Below are 17983 nucleotides of genomic sequence, written 5' to 3'. Positions count from 1 at the left end.
CGCGTGCGGATCGTCACCATTCTTCGGGCTTGCGGCCGGCTCGCGGGGCCGGTCAAGGACGTCCCCGGTTGTCGGAGACGGGCGCCTGTCGCCTAGCGCTTCTTCGGTGGCTGGGTCGCGCCGGCACCGGCGGGAGCCGCCGCCGGTGCAGCCGCCGGGTCGCGCCAGCCGTATTCCACGTAGCGCCGGATGATCAGGCAACCCGGCGGCGAATCGATCAGCGAGACCGACGAGGTCGGCTCCTTCTCGTCGGTGTAGACCGCGTAGTTGGGCAGCAGCCGGGTCATCTTGTAGTTGCCCAGTTCCTGCTGGCCGACGCTCGCGCAGGTGAAGGGCGCCACCGAGATGCGCTCGGCCGACACGGTGCAGGCGCCGCTGTCGTCGGGAATCGCGGTGATCGACGCGGCCACGCCCGCGTTCGGAAACTCCATGCCGATGAGCGAGAAGATCGGCCCGCCGTCGGGGCGCTTGCGGTCCCAGTCGAGCAGCACGTCATGGCTGCGGCTGCCCTGCACGGTGAGCGTGGCAAGCCGTGTGATCGCCGGCAGGCAGCGCTTGACGCCCACGCTGGTCGCGGCGCGCGTGAGCGTGTCCTGCGGCGGGGCTGGCGGCGCCAGAACGCCCTGGGCGAGCGCGCTGCCGGCGAAGGCCCATGCGAGGGCCGCCAGCGGCAGACGGGGGAATCGTTGGGTCGGCTTCATCCCGGTCCTCATGCGTAAAGGTTTTCGATGGCGGCGGTGTAGACGCGCACGTTCTCCTCGCCCTCGGGGTCGAGGGTGGCGATGAAGCGGCGCGCGCGCTCGCGGTAGGCCGGCAGGTCGGCGTCGTGTTCGGCGAAGGCGCGCCGCAGCGCGAGGCCACCCTCCTCGCAGTCGAAGTCGTGATAGCGGTAGCCGCAGTCGCCGATGAGGTGCGAGTTGTGGATCAGCGGATAGCCGCCGTACAGCGCCTCGTAGTAGAGATAGTTCTGCGCGTTCTCCCAGTGGTGCGCGAACACCGCGTCGATCTTGCCGGGCATCACCTGGAACATCGGAAAGCGCCCCTCGAAGGTGGCCAGGCCGTGCTGCACGATGTCCAGGCTCTGCGCGAAGCCGATGAAGAGCGCCTTGTCCTTCAGGTGGAAGCTGTTGTAGACCCACATCTTCTCGATGAGCCTGGGCTGCGCGCGGTGCGCGGCCTCGCAGCCGAGCATCGGGATGAAGCTGGTCTTCACCATGCAGATGTTGGGCTCGAAGATGGCCACGCGCCAGCGGCCGCGGCCGGGCTCGTAGGCGAAGGGAGCGCCCTGCGGCGCGCGGGCCATGGCGCGCTCCAGCACCATCGGGCTCCACAGGTGCGGCATGAGCCGTACCGGCGCGCGGAAGGTGCTCTCGAAATACGGCTTGCACGACACCTCGTACTCGGGGATCGTCCAGACCTCGTCGTAGGGCGCGCCCGAGATCAGCAGGCCGTGCGGCTTGTCGAAGATCATGCGCTCGATGTCGATCACGTAGTCGTTGCCCACGCGCATCGAGACGATCTTGCCGCCGCGCTCGCGGAACGCCACCGACCACGGCACGGCGAGCTGGGCGCTCATCTCGAACATGACGTCGAGCTGCTGCCCCGCCGTGGCCATGTCGATGACGGGCACGGGCGAGTCGGCGAGGAAGTTGGTGGCGTCCGCCGGGCCGCCGTCGCCGCCGCCGGCCACCAGCACCGCGCTTTCCACGCGCGGCGAGCGCAGCAGCAGCATCACGAGAAACAAACAGTTCTGGTAGACGCCGTTCTCCCACAGGCTCTGCTCGCCCTTGCGGATGAAGATGGAGACGCCGACCTTGAGCTTCGCCGGCATCATGCGGCGGCCCTCGCTGCATCGGCGCGGAACGCGGCATTGCCGCCCACGAGGTGCAGCAGGCGCTGCGCGTAGCCCTCGATGTTCGCGGGGCTGAGCGGGTCGACCGACTGGAACACGCGCTGCGCGCGGGCGCGGTAGTCGTCGAGCTGCAGGTCGTGCGAGCGCACGGCCTCGCGCAGCTGCGCGGCACCGGCGGCGATGTCGAAGTCGGGGTAGTAGTAGCCCGCGTCGCGCAGCCAGGGCGAGTTGTGCACCAGCGGGTAGTTGCCGTAGAGCGCGTCGAGATAGCCGTAGTTCTGGTCGTTCTGCCACTGGTGCGAGACCACCGCGTCGGCGAACTGCACCATGAAGCCCGCGAAGTCGTTGCGGCCGTGGAAGGTCGCCTTGTGCTGGCGCACGATGTCCAGCGAGTTCGCCAGGTACAGCATGGTCGGGTGGTCCTTCAGGTGCAGGGTGTTGAGCACCTGCATCGAAGTCACGGCCGACGGGTCGGCGCGGTAGGCGCCGTCGCAGATGAGCATGGGCACGCTGCAGGTCTTCACCACCGAGATGTTGGGCTCGAAGATAGCCACGCGGAAGCCCGGCTGTTCGGCGGTGCGCGGCCTGTAGCCGAAGGGATAGCCCGCGGCCTCGACCTCTGCGACGCGCTGGGCCAGGAACTGCGGCGACCAGAGGTAAGGCACCTCGTGCACCGGACAGCGGTGGATGGTACGCATCATGGGCGCGAACACTTCGTCCTTGGGCAGCAGCCACACCTCGTCGCAGCGATCGGGCTTGCTGAAGTAGCCCTTGTCGGTGAAGACGATGGGCTCGGCCAGCGCCGCGAAAGGCTGGCCCACGCAATGGAACACCACGCGGCCGCCGCATGCGCGGAAATAGGAGAGCCACTGCACGTCGAGCGCGCCGGCCATCTCGATGACCACGTCCAGCGCGTCGGTGAGTTCGCGGGCCCGGCCGAAGTTCAGGCCCATGGCGGCCATGTCGACCTGGGGCGGCATGGCCTGCTGGTCGCCCGCGTCGACGAGGGTCACGGATTCGACGAAGTCGATGCGTTGCAGCAGCCGGGCCAGGAACAGGACGTTCTGCCCCATTCCGTTCTCCCAGATGTTCTGCCCCGCATGGGTAAGGACTGAAATACCTATGCGCATGAGGCGGAGTGTGTACCAGAAAGAACGGCTCCCACGCCGTGAAGCGAGGGAGCCGCCCGTTCGAGGGCCGGTTCGGCGGCCTTTCAGTGGCTTATTTCCCTTATTTCCACTTCCAGCCGATGCCGGCATTGATGCCCCACTCCTTGCCCGTGGTCGTCAGGCCCGCGCCCCACGACATCTTGCCGTCGTCCGACAGTGCCTTGAAGGTCAGCGCCACCGCGCTGTAGCCCTTGTAGCTGCCCAGGCCCACGCCCACCGTCTTCTCGCCCGGATAGAGCGTCGGCAGGTAGGTGCCCGACATCGCGAACGCCATGGCCGTTCCCGAGTAGGCGATGCGCGCCACGTCGCCGACCTGGCCCTGCACCTGGTTGAGCTGCTGCACGTTGACCGCGTCGCCCGGCAGGATGCCCGCCGCCACGTTGCTGATGCGCGTGCCGCCCGGCGCCTGGCCGTTGCCCAGCGTGATCTGGTTGTAGTTGACCGAGCCGTCCGGGTTGGTCGCGTACTGAACGCTGCTGGCCTTCGACGCCGCCGAGGCCGCCTTCAACTGCGCTACGTTGGTCGCATCGCTGTCGGCCGTGCCCGCCGCCACGCCGGTGATCTGGCGGTACTGGCCGTTGGCCGCGTCGCCCACAGACACCGCTGCCTGCGTGCTGGTGGTCGCCTTGATCGCGGCCTCCTGCTGCGCCGTCGCGCCGCCCGGCACGTAGCCGGCCACGCCCGCCGCGGTGGAAGCTACCGAGCCGGAGCCCAGCGCCACGCCGCCGCTTTGCTGGACGATCGCGCCGAAGCCGATGGCCGTGCCCTTGGAGACGTTCTGCGCCTGGCTCAGCGGCGTGCCGCCCGCATCCGCGTTGTCGCCCAGCGCCACGCCGCCGCCGCCCGCACGGGCGTTGGCACCGATGGCCTGCGAGCCCGTGGCCAGGGCGCCCGTGCCGATGGCGATCGCGTTGGCACCCGTGGCCTGTGCGCCGAAGCCCACCGCCACCGCGCCGTCGGCCGTCGCCTTCGCACCGTTGCCGGCCGCGAAGGAGTTGGCGCCGCTGGCCACCGACTGAGGGCCGATCGCCACCGCCTCCTGCCCGCTGGCCACCGAGTCGCCCGCCGTCGAGTTGGCGTGGAAGTACTTGGTGCCGGTGTTGTAGATGTTGTTGACCGAGGTGCTCAGGCTGTTGAGGTTGACGTTCGTCGTGCTCAGGCCCGTCGACAGGCTGCCGATGCCGCTGAACGCCGTGCTCAGGCCCGACGAGGTCGAGGTCGAGAGGCTGTTGATGCTGCTCGTGGCCGTGCTCAGGCCGCTCGACGTGGAGGTCGACAGGCTGCTGATGCTGCTGGTAGCGGTGCTCAGGCCCGTGGAGGTCGAGGTCGACAGGCTGTCGATGCTGCTCGTCGCGGTGCTCAGGCCGGTCGACGTCGACGTGGACAGGCTCGCCAGGCCGCTGCCGGCCGAGGACAGGCTGGTGGACAGGCTGTCGACGGTGCTGTTGGTCGTGCTCAGGCCTGTCGACAGGCTGCTGATGCTGCTGGTGGCGGTGCTCAGGCCGGTCGACGTCGACGTGGACAGGCTGTTGACCGTGCTGTTGGTCGTGCTCAGGCCGGTCGACAGGCTGTTGATGCTGCTCGTGGCGGTGCTCAGGCCGGTCGAGGTCGAGGTGGACAGGCTGTCGATGCTGCTGGTCGCAGTGCTCAGGCCGGTCGAAGTCGAGGTCGACAGGCTGTTGATGCTGCTGGTGGCAGTGCTCAGACCCGTCGAGGTCGAGGTGGACAGGCTGTTGATGCTGCTGGTCGCAGTGCTCAGGCCGGTCGAAGTCGAGGTCGACAGACTGTCGATGCTGCTCGTCGCGGTGCTCAGACCGGTCGAGGTGGAGGTCGACAGGCTGCTGATGCTGCTGGTCGCAGTGCTCAGGCCCGTCGAAGTCGAGGTCGACAGGCTGTTGATGCTGCTGGTGGCAGTGCTCAGGCCAGTCGACGTGGAAGTCGAGAGGCTGTCGATGCTGCTCGTTGCAGTGCTGAGGCCGGTCGAGGTCGAAGTCGACAGGCTGTTGATGCTGCTCGTTGCAGTGCTCAGACCTGTCGACGTCGAGGTCGAGAGGCTGCTGACGGTGCTGTTCGTCGTGCTCAGGCCGGTCGACAGGCTGTTGATGCCGCTCGTGGCGGTGCTCAGGCCCGTCGAGGTCGAGGTGGACAGGCTGTCGATGCTGCTCGTCGCGGTGCTGAGGCCGGTCGACGTGGAGGTCGAGAGGCTGTCGATGCTGCTGGTGGCAGTGCTCAGACCGGTCGACGTGGATGTCGACAGGCTGCTGATGCTGCTCGTCGCCGTGCTCAGGCCAGTCGACGTGGAAGTCGAGAGACTGTCGATGCTGCTCGTGGCAGTGCTCAGGCCGGTTGAAGTCGAGGTCGACAGGCTGCTGATGCTGCTCGTCGCGGTGCTCAGACCGGTAGAAGTGGACGTCGACAGGCTGCTGATGCTGCTCGTCGCAGTGCTCAGGCCAGTCGACGTGGAAGTCGAGAGGCTATCGATGCTGCTTGTGGCGGTGCTCAGCCCCGTCGACGTGGACGTCGAGAGGCTGCCGACAGTGCTGTTGGTCGTGCTCAGGCCGGTCGACAGGCTGCTGATGCCGCTGGTTGCAGTGCTCAAGCCGGTCGAGGTCGAAGTCGAGAGGCTGTCGATACTGCTGGTCGCAGTGCTCAGGCCGGTCGACGTGGAGGTCGACAGGCTGCTGATGCCGGTCGAAGTCGACGTGGACAGGCTGTTGATGCTGCTGGTTGCGGTGCTCAGACCGGTCGAAGTGGAAGTCGACAAGCTGCTGATGCCGGTGGAAGTCGACGTGGACAGGCTGTTGATGCTGCTGGTTGCAGTGCTCAGGCCGGTCGAAGTCGAAGTCGACAGACTTGCAACAGAGCTGTTCGTGGTGCTCAGGCCGGTCGAGGTGGAGGTCGACAGGCTGTCGATGCTGCTCGTCGCCGTGCTCAGGCCGCTCGAGAGCGAAGCCGTGACGGTCTTCACCTGGGAGACGTTGACGGCATCCGTGTCCGCGCTGCCCGGGGCCACGCCGGTGATCACGCGGTTGCCGACGTTCAGTTCGCCCGACGCGTTCTGCTTGCTGGTCAGGCCGAAGGCGTCGTAGTTCGTCATCGCCGCGGCGCTGCGGCTGGCCGTGGAGTTCGCGCCCAGCGCCACGCTGTTGTCGCCGTTGGCGATGGCGTTCTGGCCGATGGCCACGCTGTTCGCGCCGATGGCCTGGCTGTCCGCGCCAGTGCTGTTGGCGTGGAAGTACTTCGTGCCGGTGTTGTAGATCGAGCTGACCGAAGAACTCAGGGTGCTCAGGTTGCTGTTGGTCGTGCTCAGGCCGGTCGACAGGCTGCCGATGCCGCTGGTGGCGGTGCTCAGGCCCGTGGAGGTCGAGGTCGACAGGCTTGCGATGGAGCTGTTCGTGGTGCTCAGGCCAGTCGACGTGGAAGTCGACAGGCTGCTGATGCCGGTCGACGCCGAGGTGGACAGGCTGTTGATGCTGCTCGTCGCCGTGCTGAGGCCGGTCGAGGTCGAGGTCGACAGGCTGCTGATGCTGGTCGACGCCGATGTGGACAGGCTGCCGATGCTGCTCGTCGCCGTGCTCAGGCCCGTAGAGGTCGAGGTCGACAGGCTGCTGATTCCGGTCGACGCTGAGGTGGACAGGCTGGCGACCGAGCTGTTGGTGGTGCTCAGGCCCGTCGAAGTCGAAGTCGACAGGCTGCTGATGCCAGTCGAAGCCGACGTGGACAGGCTGCCGATGCTGCTCGTCACAGTGCTCAGACCGGTGGAGGTCGAGGTCGAGAGGCTCGTAATGGAGCTGTTCGTGGTGCTCAGACCGGTGGAGGTCGAGGTCGAGAGGCTCGTAACGGAGCTGTTCGTGGTGCTCAGGCCGGTCGACGTCGAGGTCGACAGGCTGCTGATGCTGCTAGTGGCCGTGCTCAGACCGGTGGAAGTCGAGGTCGAGAGGCTCGTAATGGAGCTGTTCGTGGTGCTCAGGCCGGTCGACGTCGAGGTCGACAAGCTGGCGACCGAGCTGTTGGTGGTGCTCAGGCCCGTCGAAGTCGAAGTCGACAGGCTGCTGATGCCAGTCGAAGCCGACGTGGACAGGCTGCCGATGCTGCTTGTCGCAGTGCTCAGGCCCGTGGAAGTCGAGGTCGACAGGCTCGCAACCGAGCTGTTGGTGCTGCTCAGGGCCGTCGAGAGGCTGCCGATGCTGCTCGCCGAGTTACTCAGGCCGGTCGACAGGCTGCTGACGGCGCTGTTGGTCGTGCTGAGACCGGTCGACAGGCTGCTGATGCCGGTGGAAGTCGAGGTGGACAGGCTGCCGATGCTGCTGGTGGCGGTGCTCAGCCCCGTCGAGGTGGAGGTCGACAGGCTGTTGATCCGGCTGGTCGCGGTGCTGAGCCCCGTGGAAGTCGAGGTCGACAGGCTGCTGACGGTGCTGTTGGTCGTGCTCAGGCCGGTCGAGAGGCTGACGATGCCCGTGGAGGTCGAGGTCGACAGGCTTGCAACGGAGCTGTTCGTGGTGCTCAGGCCGGTCGAGGTCGAGGTCGAGAGGCTGGCCAGGCTGCTGTTGGTGGTGCTCAGGCCGGTGGAAAGGCTCGATGCGGTGGTGCTCAGCTGCGCGACGGTCACGGCGTCGGTGGGCGCGGCGCCGTCGGCCAGGTTGGTGATGCGGCGGTTGGTCGCGGCCGTGCCGCCGCCGAACGAGACTTCGCCGCCGTTGGCCGTCTGCCCGGTCATGTAGGCGGCGCCGGTCGGGGCGGCCGCGCCCGTCACGCTGCCGTTGCCGATGGCCACGGCGTTGGCGTACTGCGCGATGGCCTTGTAGCCGATGGCCACGGCATTGGCGCCAGCCGCATTGGCCAGCGTGCCGATGGCCACCGTGCGCGTGTTCGACGCGAGCGCACCGGCACCGATCGCCAGGGCTTGCTGGGCCGATGCGTTGGCCGTATCGCCCAGCGCCACGGCCGACTGGCCGGTTGCGGTGGTGTTGTTGCCGAGCGCGACGGACTGTTGCGCCGCGAAGCCGTTCACGCCGATCGCGACGGATGCCACGGCGGAAGCGTTGGCATTCCGGCCGATGGCCGTCGAGTCCTGGACGGCGCTTGCGCTGCTGCCGAGCGCGACGGCGCCCAGGGCCGTTGCGCGCGAGCTGTCGCCGAGGGCGACCGTGCCTGCGCCGATCGCGTTGGTGTTGTTGCCCATTGCGACGGCGCCCTGGCCGATCGCGTTGTTGGCGTTGCCGATGGCGACCGCGCCGTTCGCGGCGGTCGTGCCGGCGGCGTCGCCTGCGGCGGTGCTGTCGGCACCCAACACCACGGCGCCGGTGCCGTTGGCGGTGTTGGGATCGCCGATGGCCACGGCGCCATTGCCCGTGGCCTTCTGGCCGCGCCCGATGGCGACTGCGCCCCCCGTGGCCGAGCCGCTGTTGGCGGTGGTGCCGCTGGAGCCGATCGCCACGTTCTGGCCCGTGGCGCCGCTGGTCACGCCATCGCCCTGAGCGATGCCGAAGGCGCCGTTCACCACGGCGCCGCGGCCGAGGGCGATGCCCGAAGTGGCGGTCGAAACGACCGAAGACTGGCCGCCGATGGCGATGGAGTCGGCGGCCGCCGCGGCTGCGCCGCCGGTGGCGTTGCCGCCGATGGCGGTCGAGCCCGCGCCGCTGGCTGCGGTGGCCGTGCCGATGGCCACTGCGTTCGAGCCTGAGCCGAGTGCGTTGACGCCGAGGGCGAGCGTCGCATCGACCACCGAGGTCGTGTTCGGCGGCTTGACCGATGCGCCGTTGCCGATCGCGATGCTGCGGGTCGAGCGGTCGTCCGTCGCGGCGTTGCCGCCGATGGCGATGCCCGCGTTCTGGGCCGAGACGCCGAACTGGTCGGCGGATGCGCCGGTGCCCAGCGCGATGCTGCCGCCCCAGCTGTTGGCGTTGGTGCCGATGGCCACCGAGTTGACGTCGGTGTTGGAGCCGATGGCGGCGTTCTTGCCGATGGCGATGGAGCCGTCGGCCCTGGCCAGGGCGGTGTTGCCGACCGCGACGGAGCTGTTGCCCAAGCCCGCCGCGCTGGAGCCGACCGCGACCGCGCTCGCGGCAGCTGCGTTGGCGTTGTTGCCGATGGCCGTCGCGCTGGCGCCGCTGGCGTTGGCACCGCTGGCGATCGCAACGGTGTTCGTTCCGGAAACCTTGGAACTGGCGCCGACGGCGACACCGCCATTGGAGCTCGCGGCAACGTTGGCGCCATCGCCCTGCGCGATGCCGGAAGCGCTGTTCACCACGGCGCCGCGGCCGACCGCGATACCCGAAGTCGCAGCCGCCGCCACGTTGGACTGGCCACCGATGGCGATGCCGTCGGTCGCCGCGGAATTGGCGACGCCGCTGGCATTGCTGCCGATGGCGATGGAACCGGTGCTCGATGCCGTGGTTCCGTTGCCGGCTGCGAGCGAGTTCTGGCCGGAGGCCTTGGCGCCCACGCCGAACGCGGTCGCGCCCTGCGCGGTGGCGCTGGTGCCGTTGTTGCCGATGGCCAGCGTGTTCGTGGCGGTGGCCGAGGTCTGTCCGCCGACGGCGGTCGAATCCTGCCCCGTGGCCTTGGCGCCCGTGCCGATCGCGGTCGAGTCGCCCAGGGCGGCCGCGGTGCCGCTCGCATTGGCGCCCCAGCCGATCGCCAGGTTGCTGGAACCGACACTGGCGGCATTGGCGTTCAGTCCAATGGCGATGCCGTTGACGCCCTGCGCACTGGCAGCGTTGCCGACGGCCACGCTGCTGGTGCCGATCGCATTGGCGGCGGAACCGAGGGCGGTGCTGTTGTCGCCGGCGCTGCGTGCATTGAAGCCGGCGGCCAGGCTCGTGATGCCGGTGGCCTGGGCCTGGTGGCCCAGCGCGGTGGCGAGCTTGTTCGCCACCGCCGCCATGCCGATGGCCGTGGCGCCCGCGCCCTGGGCGGTGGTGAACGAGCCGATCGTGGTGACGCCCAGGAAGTTGCCCCCGTTCGAGGAGCAGCCGGCGACCGCCGACCACACGCCCGAGCCATCGACGGGCGCCACCGTGGCCCCGTACGCGGTCGTGCCATCAGGACCGGTGCCGCCGCCGGTCACGCAGGTGCCCGACGGTCCGAGCACCGAGGCCCCCGCATGCGGGCCAAAGGCCATGGAGGCGATCGCCAGACCGATTGCCGCGACCGTGGCGGTCACGCTGGAACCGCTTCGCTTGCCGCGCGCCGAGGTGATCTCCGATGCCGCCACCCAGGCACCAAGGGATTCATTCCATATGCTTCTGTAAGACTTGTTCATGTGACTTTCGGCTCGCGGTGTGGACGGATTCGGATAGCGGAAATGCGATGCTTCCTGCCTCAGGCTCCATCGCGGAGGCGCCCAATACGGCACCTCAATTACAAGAATGGTGGAATGTACGGAGTTGTTTACATTTCCGATGCACCGCAGCATTCTTCAAAATCGACTCTGATGATTTAGTTCACAAAAATTTAAAAAAGCGTCCTGCCTTGCATGCCAGAAGCGATCGTCGAACGTTGAAACAGGGTTCCAATTGAAGTCATGCAGGCCTCCAACTCCATTCATTTGCATCGAACACCTCCCATCTGACGGCCTTTTCCAGGCGTTCACCGCGATGCCGCACAGTGGTTCGCTTTTCGATTTCTTTGAATGCAAAGGTCTGCCGTGAAATTAAAATCGTGAAATTGATCACGGCCCAATAGCAAGCCTCGTGACTTTTTTCACGCAAATGAGCCCACCTCCGGCAATTAACATTTAAGAAACAATTCAAATGTCTCTCGCCCCAAGGCTGCGCATCGGAATCACCATCGGCCTCCATCACGAGGCCGAAACGCTGTGGAACAACGGGATCAAGCAGAACGCCGTGTTCCTGGCGGAGGCGCTGAAGCACTGCCCGACCGTGGCCTCGGTGGTGCTCGTTAACACCACGGCCGTCCCGATCACCCAGGCCCTGCCCTGGGACCAGGCACGCTGGCCCACCGTGACCTTCGAGGCGGCCAAGGACAGCGTGGACGTGCTGATCGAGCTCGGAGGCCAGATCGACGCGGCGCAGACCGACTACCTCAAGCAGCGCGGCGCGCGACTGGTGTCGTACTGCTGCGGCTTCGAGTACGTGCACGCCATGGAGGCAATGCTGTTCAGCAAGCCGCTCTGGGGACAGACCCTGTTCGTCAACCAGCGCTACGACGACATCTGGATGGTTCCGCAGGTGGCCAACATCAGCCAGCCGTACTTCGAGGTGCTGCGCCGGGCCGATGCGCGCCCGGTGCCCTTCGTGTGGAGTCCGGTGTTCCTGGACGAGCGCACGCGCGGCCTGCCCGATGCCGGCGTCTACCAGCCGAAGGCCGGCCCGCGCCGGTTGAGCGTGATGGAGCCGAACATCAACGTTGTGAAGTTCTGCCTCTACCCGGTGCTGATCGCCGAGCTGGCCTACCGGGCGCGGCCCGAGGCCATCGCGCTGCTGCAGGTCACCAACGCCGAGCGGCTGGCGAAGGAGAACATGGAGTTCATCACGCTGATGAACCAGCTCGACCTGGTGCGCCAGCACAAGGCGGTCTTCCTGGGCCGGCACGAAACGCCCGTGTTCCTCGCGCAGAACACCGACATCGTGGTCTCGCACCAGTGGGAGAACCCGCTGAACTACTTCTACCTGGAGACCTGCTGGCAGGGCTACCCGCTGGTGCACAACGCCCACCTGTGCGCGGACCTGGGCTACTACTACCAGGGCAACGACGTGTCCGGCGCCAGCACCCGCGTGGTCGAGGCCATCGACACGCACGACGCGCAGGCCGGCGCGTACCGCGAGCGCCAGCGCAGCCTGATCGGCCGCTACCTTCCCGGCAACGCCGCGGCCACCGAGGTCTACGACACCCTGCTGCTCGGCCTGATGCGGCGCGCGGCCCGATAAGCCCGGCAGTCACCCGGCCAACGACAAGCGAACGGAACCGACATGCTCGACCCATCCGAACTCCGGCAGTTCTTCCCAGTGATCGTGACGCCAAGCCACGACGGCAAGGTCTTCCTGAACTACGTCAACTCGATGCTGAACTTCGCCGTGCAGGCCGAGCGTGCCGGCATGCGGCTGCAGGTGTTCACGCACCAGGGCGAGAGCCTGGTGACGCGCGCGCGGAACAACTGCGTAGCCCAGTTCCTGGCCAATCCGCAGTGGACGCACCTTTTCTGGGTCGACGCCGACATCGGCTTCTCGGCGCAGGCGGCCTTCCGCCTGCTGCTGTCGGGCTACGACGTCGCGGCGGGGGTCTACCCGCTGAAGCGGGAGAACTGGCCCGAAGGCGGCGTGGCCGCTGGCACGACGCAGCAGCAGTTCGAGTCCACCTTCACCCGCTACACGGTCAACGCCCAGGCATCCGCGACGACCTCGCGGGTCGAACTGGAGGTGCAGCCCGACGGCTTCATGAAGATGACCGAGGCGCCGACCGGCTTCATGGTGATCAGGCGCCGGGTGTTCGAGCGGCTGATGGCGAGCTACCCCGAGCTGCGCTACGTGCCCGACAGCATCGGCGAGGCCGACCTGGGCCTGCACTACCGCTTCTTCGACGTCATGGTCGATCCGCAGACGCGGCGCTACCTGTCGGAGGACTACGGCTTCTGCCGCCTCTGGACGGGGCTGGGCGAGTCGATCTATATCGACGCCAACTCCAACCTCTCCCACCAGGGCGCCAAGCTGTACCGCGGCGACTTCGCGAACTCGCTGCTGAACGCCCTGCCCCATGCGGTCGGCGGCCCGGCCGGCGCGGCGATGGTGCTCACGGGGCAGGAGTACCTGCAGCCCAACCAGCCTTCGCCCTGAAAAAGAAAAAGCCCCGCAGAAGCGAGGCTTGCGGGGCTCGTTTCATCGGGCGATCCGCAGATCACCCCGGGAGAGCCCGATCAGGCCGCAACCGTATCCGCCACGCCCTTGTAGTCCTCGATCTTGTCGAAGTTCAGGTACTGGTAGATCTTGTCGCCGTTGCTGTTGATCACGCCGATATCGGCCATGTACTCCTCGCGCGTCGGGATGCGGCCGAGCTTCGAGCAGATGGAGGCCAGTTCCGCCGAGCCCAGGTACACGTTGGTGTTCTTGCCCAGGCGGTTCGGGAAGTTGCGGGTGCTGGTCGACATGACGGTGGCGCCTTCGCGCACCTGTGCCTGGTTGCCCATGCACAGCGAGCAGCCGGGCATTTCGGTGCGGGCGCCGGCATTACCGAACACGCCGTAGTGGCCCTCCTCGGTGAGCTGCTGGGCGTCCATCTTGGTCGGCGGCGCGATCCACAGCTTGACCGGGATGTCGCGCTTGCCTTCCAGCAGCTTCGACGCTGCGCGGAAGTGGCCGATGTTGGTCATGCACGAGCCGATGAACACCTCGTCGATCTTCGCGCCGGCCACGTCCGACAGCGTCTTCACATCGTCGGGGTCGTTCGGGCAGGCCACGATCGGCTCGTGGATGTCGGCCAGGTCGATCTCGATGACGGCCGCATATTCGGCATCGTCGTCGCCCTTGAGCAGCTGCGGGTCCTTCAGCCAGGCTTCCTGCGCGGCGATGCGGCGCTGCAGCGTGCGGGCGTCGGCATAGCCCTCGGCGATCATCCACTTCATCAGCGTGATGTTGCTGTTGATGTACTCGATGATCGGTTCCTTGTTCAGGTGCACCGTGCAGCCGGCAGCCGAGCGTTCGGCCGAAGCGTCGCTCAGCTCGAAGGCCTGTTCCACCTTCAGGTCGGGCAGGCCCTCGATCTCGAGGATGCGGCCCGAGAAGATGTTCTTCTTGCCCTTCTTCTCGACCGTCAGCAGGCCGGACTTGATGGCGTACAGCGGAATCGCGTTGACCAGGTCGCGCAGCGTGACGCCGGGCTGCATCTTGCCCTTGAAGCGCACGAGCACCGATTCGGGCATGTCCAGCGGCATCACGCCGGTGGCGGCGGCGAAGGCCACGAGGCCCGAGCCGGCCGGGAAGCTGATGCCGATGGGGAAGCGGGTGTGGCTGTCGCCGCCGGTGCCCACGGTGTCGGGCGTCAGCAGGCGGTTGAGCCACGAGTGGATCACGCCGTCGCCCGGGCGCAGCGAAACGCCGCCGCGGGTGCTGATGAAGTCGGGCAGCTCGTGGTGCATCTTCACGTCCACCTTCTTCGGATAGGCGGCGGTGTGGCAGAACGACTGCATCACGAGGTCGGCCGAGAAGCCCAGGCAGGCCAGGTCCTTCAGCTCGTCGCGCGTCATCGGGCCGGTGGTGTCCTGCGAGCCGACCGAGGTCATCTTGGGTTCGCAGTACGTGCCGGGGCGCACGCCCTGGCCTTCAGGCAGGCCGCAGGCGCGGCCGACCATCTTCTGCGCCAGCGAGAAGCCCTTCTTGGTGTCGACCGGGCTTTGCGGCAGGCGGAACAGCGTCGATGCGGGCAGGCCCAGGGCCTCGCGCGCCTTGGCCGTCAGGCCGCGGCCGATGATCAGCGGAATGCGGCCGCCGGCGCGCACTTCGTCGAACAGCACGTCGCTCTTGACCTTGAATTCGGCGATGACCTTGCCGTCCTTCAGCGCCTTGCCTTCGTAGGGGCGCAGCTCGACGACGTCGCCGGTGTCCATCTGGCTCACGTCGAGCTCGATGGGCAGCGCGCCGGCGTCTTCCATGGTGTTGTAGAAGATCGGGGCGATCTTCGTGCCCAGGCACACGCCGCCGAAGCGCTTGTTGGGAATGAAGGGGATGTCTTCGCCCGTGAACCACAGCACCGAGTTGGTGGCCGACTTGCGGCTGGAGCCGGTGCCGACCACGTCGCCGACGTAGGCGACCTGGTGGCCCTTGTCCTTGAGCGACTCGATGAACTTGACCGGGCCGCGCTTGCCGTCTTCCTCGGGCTGGAACGCGGTGCCTTCACGCTTGTTCTTCAGCATGGCCAGCGCGTGCATCGGGATGTCGGGACGTGTGGTGGCGTCGGGCGCGGGCGAGAGGTCGTCGGTGTTGGTTTCGCCGGGAACCTTGAAGACCGTGATGGTCAGGCTCTGCGGCACTTCGGGACGGCTGGTGAACCACTCGGCATCGGCCCAGCTCTGCAGCACGCCCTTGGCGTGGGCATTGCCCTTGTCGGCCTTTTCCTTGACGTCGTGGAACTGGTCGAACATCAGCAGGGTCTTCTTGAGGCCTTCGGCCGCCACGGCGCCGACTTCGGCGTCGTCGAGCAGGTCGATCAGGGGGCTGATGTTGTAGCCGCCGAGCATGGTGCCGAGCAGTTCGGTGGCGCGGGCGCGCGAAATGAACTCGCTCTTCTCGGTGCCGTGGGCCACGGCCGCGAGGTAGCTCGCCTTGACCTTGGCGGCGTCGTCGACGCCGGCAGGCACGCGGTGGGTGAGCAGGTCCAGCAGGAAGGCGCCGTCCTTGGCATTCGCGCTCTTGAGGAGCTCGATCGCTTCAGAGGTCTGCTTCGCGCTCAGGGGCAGCGGCGGGATACCGAGCGCGGCGCGTTCGGCAACATGGTCAACGTAGGCTTGCAACATCTTCTTTTCTCCGGAAACTGGGCTGGCGGGCATGCGGGGCGGCTCCGGCGGTCAAGCAAGAGCCGCGCCGCACCCCACCGGGTAGGGACGCTTACTTCTTCTCGCCGTCGGCGCCGTCGAACAGGGCCTTGGGCGGGTTCTTCTTCATTTCTGCGGCAAACGCGATCTGGGCTTCGGTCTGGCATTCGTCGGCGATGCGCAGGCCGGCCTTCTGGTTCATCAGCATCGACTTGTTGCCGAGCTGGAGCCACATGGCGCCGGCGCGCGGGTCTTCGAGGCGGATGGCGCCGGTGCGGCTTTCGACCGGGTGCATGCGGTACTTCTGGCCCTTGGTGCTGACGGTGAAGAAGCCGGGCTTCTTCTCGTCGGCCGTGACGGTCACGTCGGCGCCGAGTTCGCACTGGGCCTTGCCGAGCGACACGCGCTTGGCGACTTCGAGATCGGCGTCGCTGAGGACGATGTTGGTGTCATCGCTGATCGGCGTGACTTCTTCCACCGCCTTGGCCGCCTTGCGGGTGACCTGGCGCTTCGGGGGCGCCTTCTTCTTCGCCGTCTCGGCCTTGGCCGCAGGCTTGGCAGGCGTCGTGCTCTGTGCCACGGCCGCGAGCGGCAGTGCCAGGGCGACAGCGGCGATCAGGGCAATTTTCTTCATGTGTGGGTTTCCTTGAGGCTGGGTTCGAAGGTTTCGTTTCAGGAGGCCGCGAATGCAAACCAGGCTTTCGCCTCGGAGGGCAACGCGCGCCCTGTTGCGTGGGCACGCGTCAGTACCTGCCAGAAATGGCGGTAGCTCGCGCGGTCGTGCAATGTGCCATCAATTTGTGTCGGAGCCCAATCCGCGGCGGCCGCCTTTACAAGGATTTTTGTGGCAATTTGAATCTGCGACTCGTCCGGCGCGAAGGCTTCGAGGATGGGCCGGATCTGGTTCGGATGGATGCTCCACATGCGCGTGTAGCCGAATTCCGTGGCTGCCCTGCGGGCCGCCGTACGCATGGCGCCGGCGTCGTTGAACTCGGTGACCACGCAGTGCGACGGCACCTTGCCGTAGGCGTGCGCGGCCGAGGCGATGGCCAGCTTGGCGCGCACCACCAGCGGGTGGCTGAACTGTCCTGCCGCGCCCATGCCGTCGGCCGGGATGGCGCCGGCATGCGCCGAGACGAAATCCATGAGCCCGAAGCTCAGCGACTGCACGCGCGGATGCGCGGCAATCTCGAAGGCGTTGTGCACCGCCAGCGGCGATTCGATCAGCACGTGCAGCGGCAGCTCGCCGGCATCCGCCGCGTCGAGGGCAGCCACAGCCTGATGCACATCGGCCACCGATTCGACCTTGGGCACCATCAGGTGGCTCAGGCGCGAGCCGGCGCGTCCGGCGATGGTGACCACGTCGCCCGCGAAGGCCGGGTGGTCTACCGGATGCACGCGCACGCCAACGCGCATGCCGGGCTTCGCGGCCAGCGCGAGCTCGGTGACGAGCGCTGCGTGATCGGCCTCGCCGCCCACGGGAGCGCCGTCTTCGCAGTCGAGGGTGACGTCGAATACGCAGGCGCCGAACTCCTCGGCCATCTCGGCCTGGAGCGCGAGGCTCTTCTTCATGCGGGCCTCGACGCCGCTGTAGTGGTCACACACGGGCAGCGCCACCGCGCCGGCCTGTGCGCCGAGCAGCACGTCAGCGGGGTGGGCCGTCTTCGTCATGCCTTGTCACTCTTCCCGTTCTTCTGCGCGACGATGAACATGCGCGGAAAGGCCAGCAGGCGCTTGCCGTCGGTGCGCACCGGGTACGCCTCGTCCACGCGCCGCTGGTATTCGGCAAGGTAGCTCGCCTGCAGGTCGGGCGGCAGGCGGTCGACGAAGGGTTTCAGGCCGGTGCCGCGCACCCATTCGACGATGGAGGCCGCATCGGCCATGCGGTGCTGGTAGATGGTGTGCCACACATCGACGTGCGGCGCGAGCGGCGCCAGCAGGTCGTAGTAGCCGCGCAGGTCGAGCAGCAGCGTGCGGAGCCTGTCGGCGTCGCCGATGGGTTCGGCCCACGGCGCCTCGGCCGCGAGCGCGCGCATCAGGCGGTGCGTGGGCTCCTGGCGGTTGTCGGGCATCTGGATGGCGAGCACGCCACCCGGCGCCAGCGCGTCGAACAGGCGCGGGATCAGCTTCTCGTGATCGGGCACCCACTGCAGCGACGCGTTGGCATAGATGAGATCGGGCGCTTCTTCTTTCGATCGCGGCGCCCAGGTCGCGATGTCGCTCAGCTCGAAGCGCGCCTGCGGCAGCCGCTCGCGCGCGCTGACCAGCATGGCTTCGGAGTTGTCGGTCCCGAGGACTTGCGCCTTCGGGAACCGGTTGACCAGCAGCTCGGTGGAGTTGCCCGGGCCGCAGCCGAGGTCGACCACGCGTGCCGCCTCGGTCAGCGGCACCCGCGCGAGGAGTTCCTGCGCGGGACGGGTGCGCTCGTCCTCGTAGCGGCGGTAGAGCGCGGGGTTCCAGTCGAGCATGCTGGTCGGA

At 67.5% G+C, this 17983-nt stretch carries 10 protein-coding genes and 1 pseudogene; 2 read left to right on the top strand and 9 right to left on the bottom strand.

Features of this window, described 5'->3' with window-relative positions:
* Positions 1–92 precede the first annotated feature (92 nt).
* The 5 genes and pseudogenes from EJP67_RS15955 to EJP67_RS34210 form a co-directional block, all read right to left on the bottom strand.
* On the bottom strand, positions 93–701 hold the full coding sequence (locus tag EJP67_RS15955; protein ID WP_126022691.1) for a hypothetical protein: 609 nt from the start codon (positions 699–701) through the stop codon (positions 93–95).
* Positions 702–709: 8 nt separating this feature from the next.
* Entirely contained in the window at positions 710–1834 is a 1125-nt protein-coding gene (locus EJP67_RS15950) for a DUF2827 domain-containing protein (RefSeq protein WP_126022690.1), read from the bottom strand.
* Positions 1831–2982, bottom strand: a complete 1152-nt coding sequence (locus tag EJP67_RS15945; RefSeq protein ID WP_126022689.1) for a DUF2827 domain-containing protein — start codon at positions 2980–2982, stop codon at positions 1831–1833. Before EJP67_RS15945 ends, EJP67_RS15950 begins: the two co-directional genes overlap by 4 nt.
* A gap of 100 nt (positions 2983–3082) precedes the next feature.
* Positions 3083–10186 (bottom strand): hemagglutinin, encoded by a 7104-nt coding sequence (locus EJP67_RS15940; protein WP_240650677.1) that lies wholly within the window; start codon positions 10184–10186, stop codon positions 3083–3085.
* A 15-nt stretch (positions 10187–10201) separates the two neighbouring features.
* Positions 10202–10285: pseudogene (locus EJP67_RS34210) on the bottom strand (ESPR domain-containing protein); the annotation flags it as partial.
* A gap of 490 nt (positions 10286–10775) precedes the next feature.
* On the opposite strand from EJP67_RS34210, the gene EJP67_RS15935 reads away from it, so the two are divergent.
* Positions 10776–11912: a DUF2827 domain-containing protein gene (locus EJP67_RS15935; protein WP_126022687.1), complete on the top strand. Its 1137-nt coding sequence runs from the start codon at positions 10776–10778 to the stop codon at positions 11910–11912.
* A gap of 42 nt (positions 11913–11954) precedes the next feature.
* Positions 11955–12815 carry a hypothetical protein gene (locus tag EJP67_RS15930; RefSeq protein ID WP_126022686.1) on the top strand — a complete coding sequence of 287 codons (861 nt, stop codon included), beginning with the start codon at positions 11955–11957 and terminating at the stop codon, positions 12813–12815.
* Between the two features lie 80 nt (positions 12816–12895).
* Here EJP67_RS15930 and EJP67_RS15925 read toward each other — a convergent pair whose 3' ends face one another.
* From EJP67_RS15925 to tam, 4 genes are all read right to left on the bottom strand, one after another.
* Entirely contained in the window at positions 12896–15487 is a 2592-nt protein-coding gene (locus tag EJP67_RS15925) for a bifunctional aconitate hydratase 2/2-methylisocitrate dehydratase (RefSeq protein ID WP_126022685.1), read from the bottom strand.
* A 91-nt stretch (positions 15488–15578) separates the two neighbouring features.
* Positions 15579–16139 (bottom strand): hypothetical protein, encoded by a 561-nt coding sequence (locus EJP67_RS15920; protein ID WP_126022684.1) that lies wholly within the window; start codon positions 16137–16139, stop codon positions 15579–15581.
* A gap of 38 nt (positions 16140–16177) precedes the next feature.
* Complete coding sequence (locus EJP67_RS15915; RefSeq protein WP_126022683.1) at positions 16178–17176, bottom strand: HpcH/HpaI aldolase/citrate lyase family protein; 999 nt, start codon at positions 17174–17176, stop codon at positions 16178–16180.
* Positions 17173–17973 (bottom strand): trans-aconitate 2-methyltransferase, encoded by an 801-nt coding sequence (tam, locus tag EJP67_RS15910; RefSeq protein ID WP_126022682.1) that lies wholly within the window; start codon positions 17971–17973, stop codon positions 17173–17175. Before tam ends, EJP67_RS15915 begins: the two co-directional genes overlap by 4 nt.
* Between the last annotated feature and the right edge of the window lie 10 nt (positions 17974–17983).

The organism is Variovorax guangxiensis (assembly GCF_003952165.1).
GTDB lineage: Bacteria > Pseudomonadota > Gammaproteobacteria > Burkholderiales > Burkholderiaceae_C > Variovorax > Variovorax guangxiensis.
Note: the sequence above shows the minus strand (reverse complement) of the source record. Positions and strands in the feature narration are given on the sequence as shown.

Excerpts from the sequence above, each read along its gene's own strand:
- EJP67_RS15955 (WP_126022691.1), bottom strand. The coding sequence starts at position 701 with ATGAAGCCGACCCAACGATTCCCCCGTCTGCCGCTGGCGGCCCTCGCA.
- EJP67_RS15950 (WP_126022690.1), bottom strand. The coding sequence starts at position 1,834 with ATGATGCCGGCGAAGCTCAAGGTCGGCGTCTCCATCTTCATCCGCAAG.
- EJP67_RS15945 (WP_126022689.1), bottom strand. The coding sequence starts at position 2,982 with ATGCGCATAGGTATTTCAGTCCTTACCCATGCGGGGCAGAACATCTGG.
- EJP67_RS15935 (WP_126022687.1), top strand. The coding sequence starts at position 10,776 with ATGTCTCTCGCCCCAAGGCTGCGCATCGGAATCACCATCGGCCTCCAT.
- EJP67_RS15930 (WP_126022686.1), top strand. The coding sequence starts at position 11,955 with ATGCTCGACCCATCCGAACTCCGGCAGTTCTTCCCAGTGATCGTGACG.
- EJP67_RS15925 (WP_126022685.1), bottom strand. The coding sequence starts at position 15,487 with ATGTTGCAAGCCTACGTTGACCATGTTGCCGAACGCGCCGCGCTCGGT.
- EJP67_RS15920 (WP_126022684.1), bottom strand. The coding sequence starts at position 16,139 with ATGAAGAAAATTGCCCTGATCGCCGCTGTCGCCCTGGCACTGCCGCTC.
- EJP67_RS15915 (WP_126022683.1), bottom strand. The coding sequence starts at position 17,176 with ATGACGAAGACGGCCCACCCCGCTGACGTGCTGCTCGGCGCACAGGCC.
- tam (WP_126022682.1), bottom strand. The coding sequence starts at position 17,973 with ATGCTCGACTGGAACCCCGCGCTCTACCGCCGCTACGAGGACGAGCGC.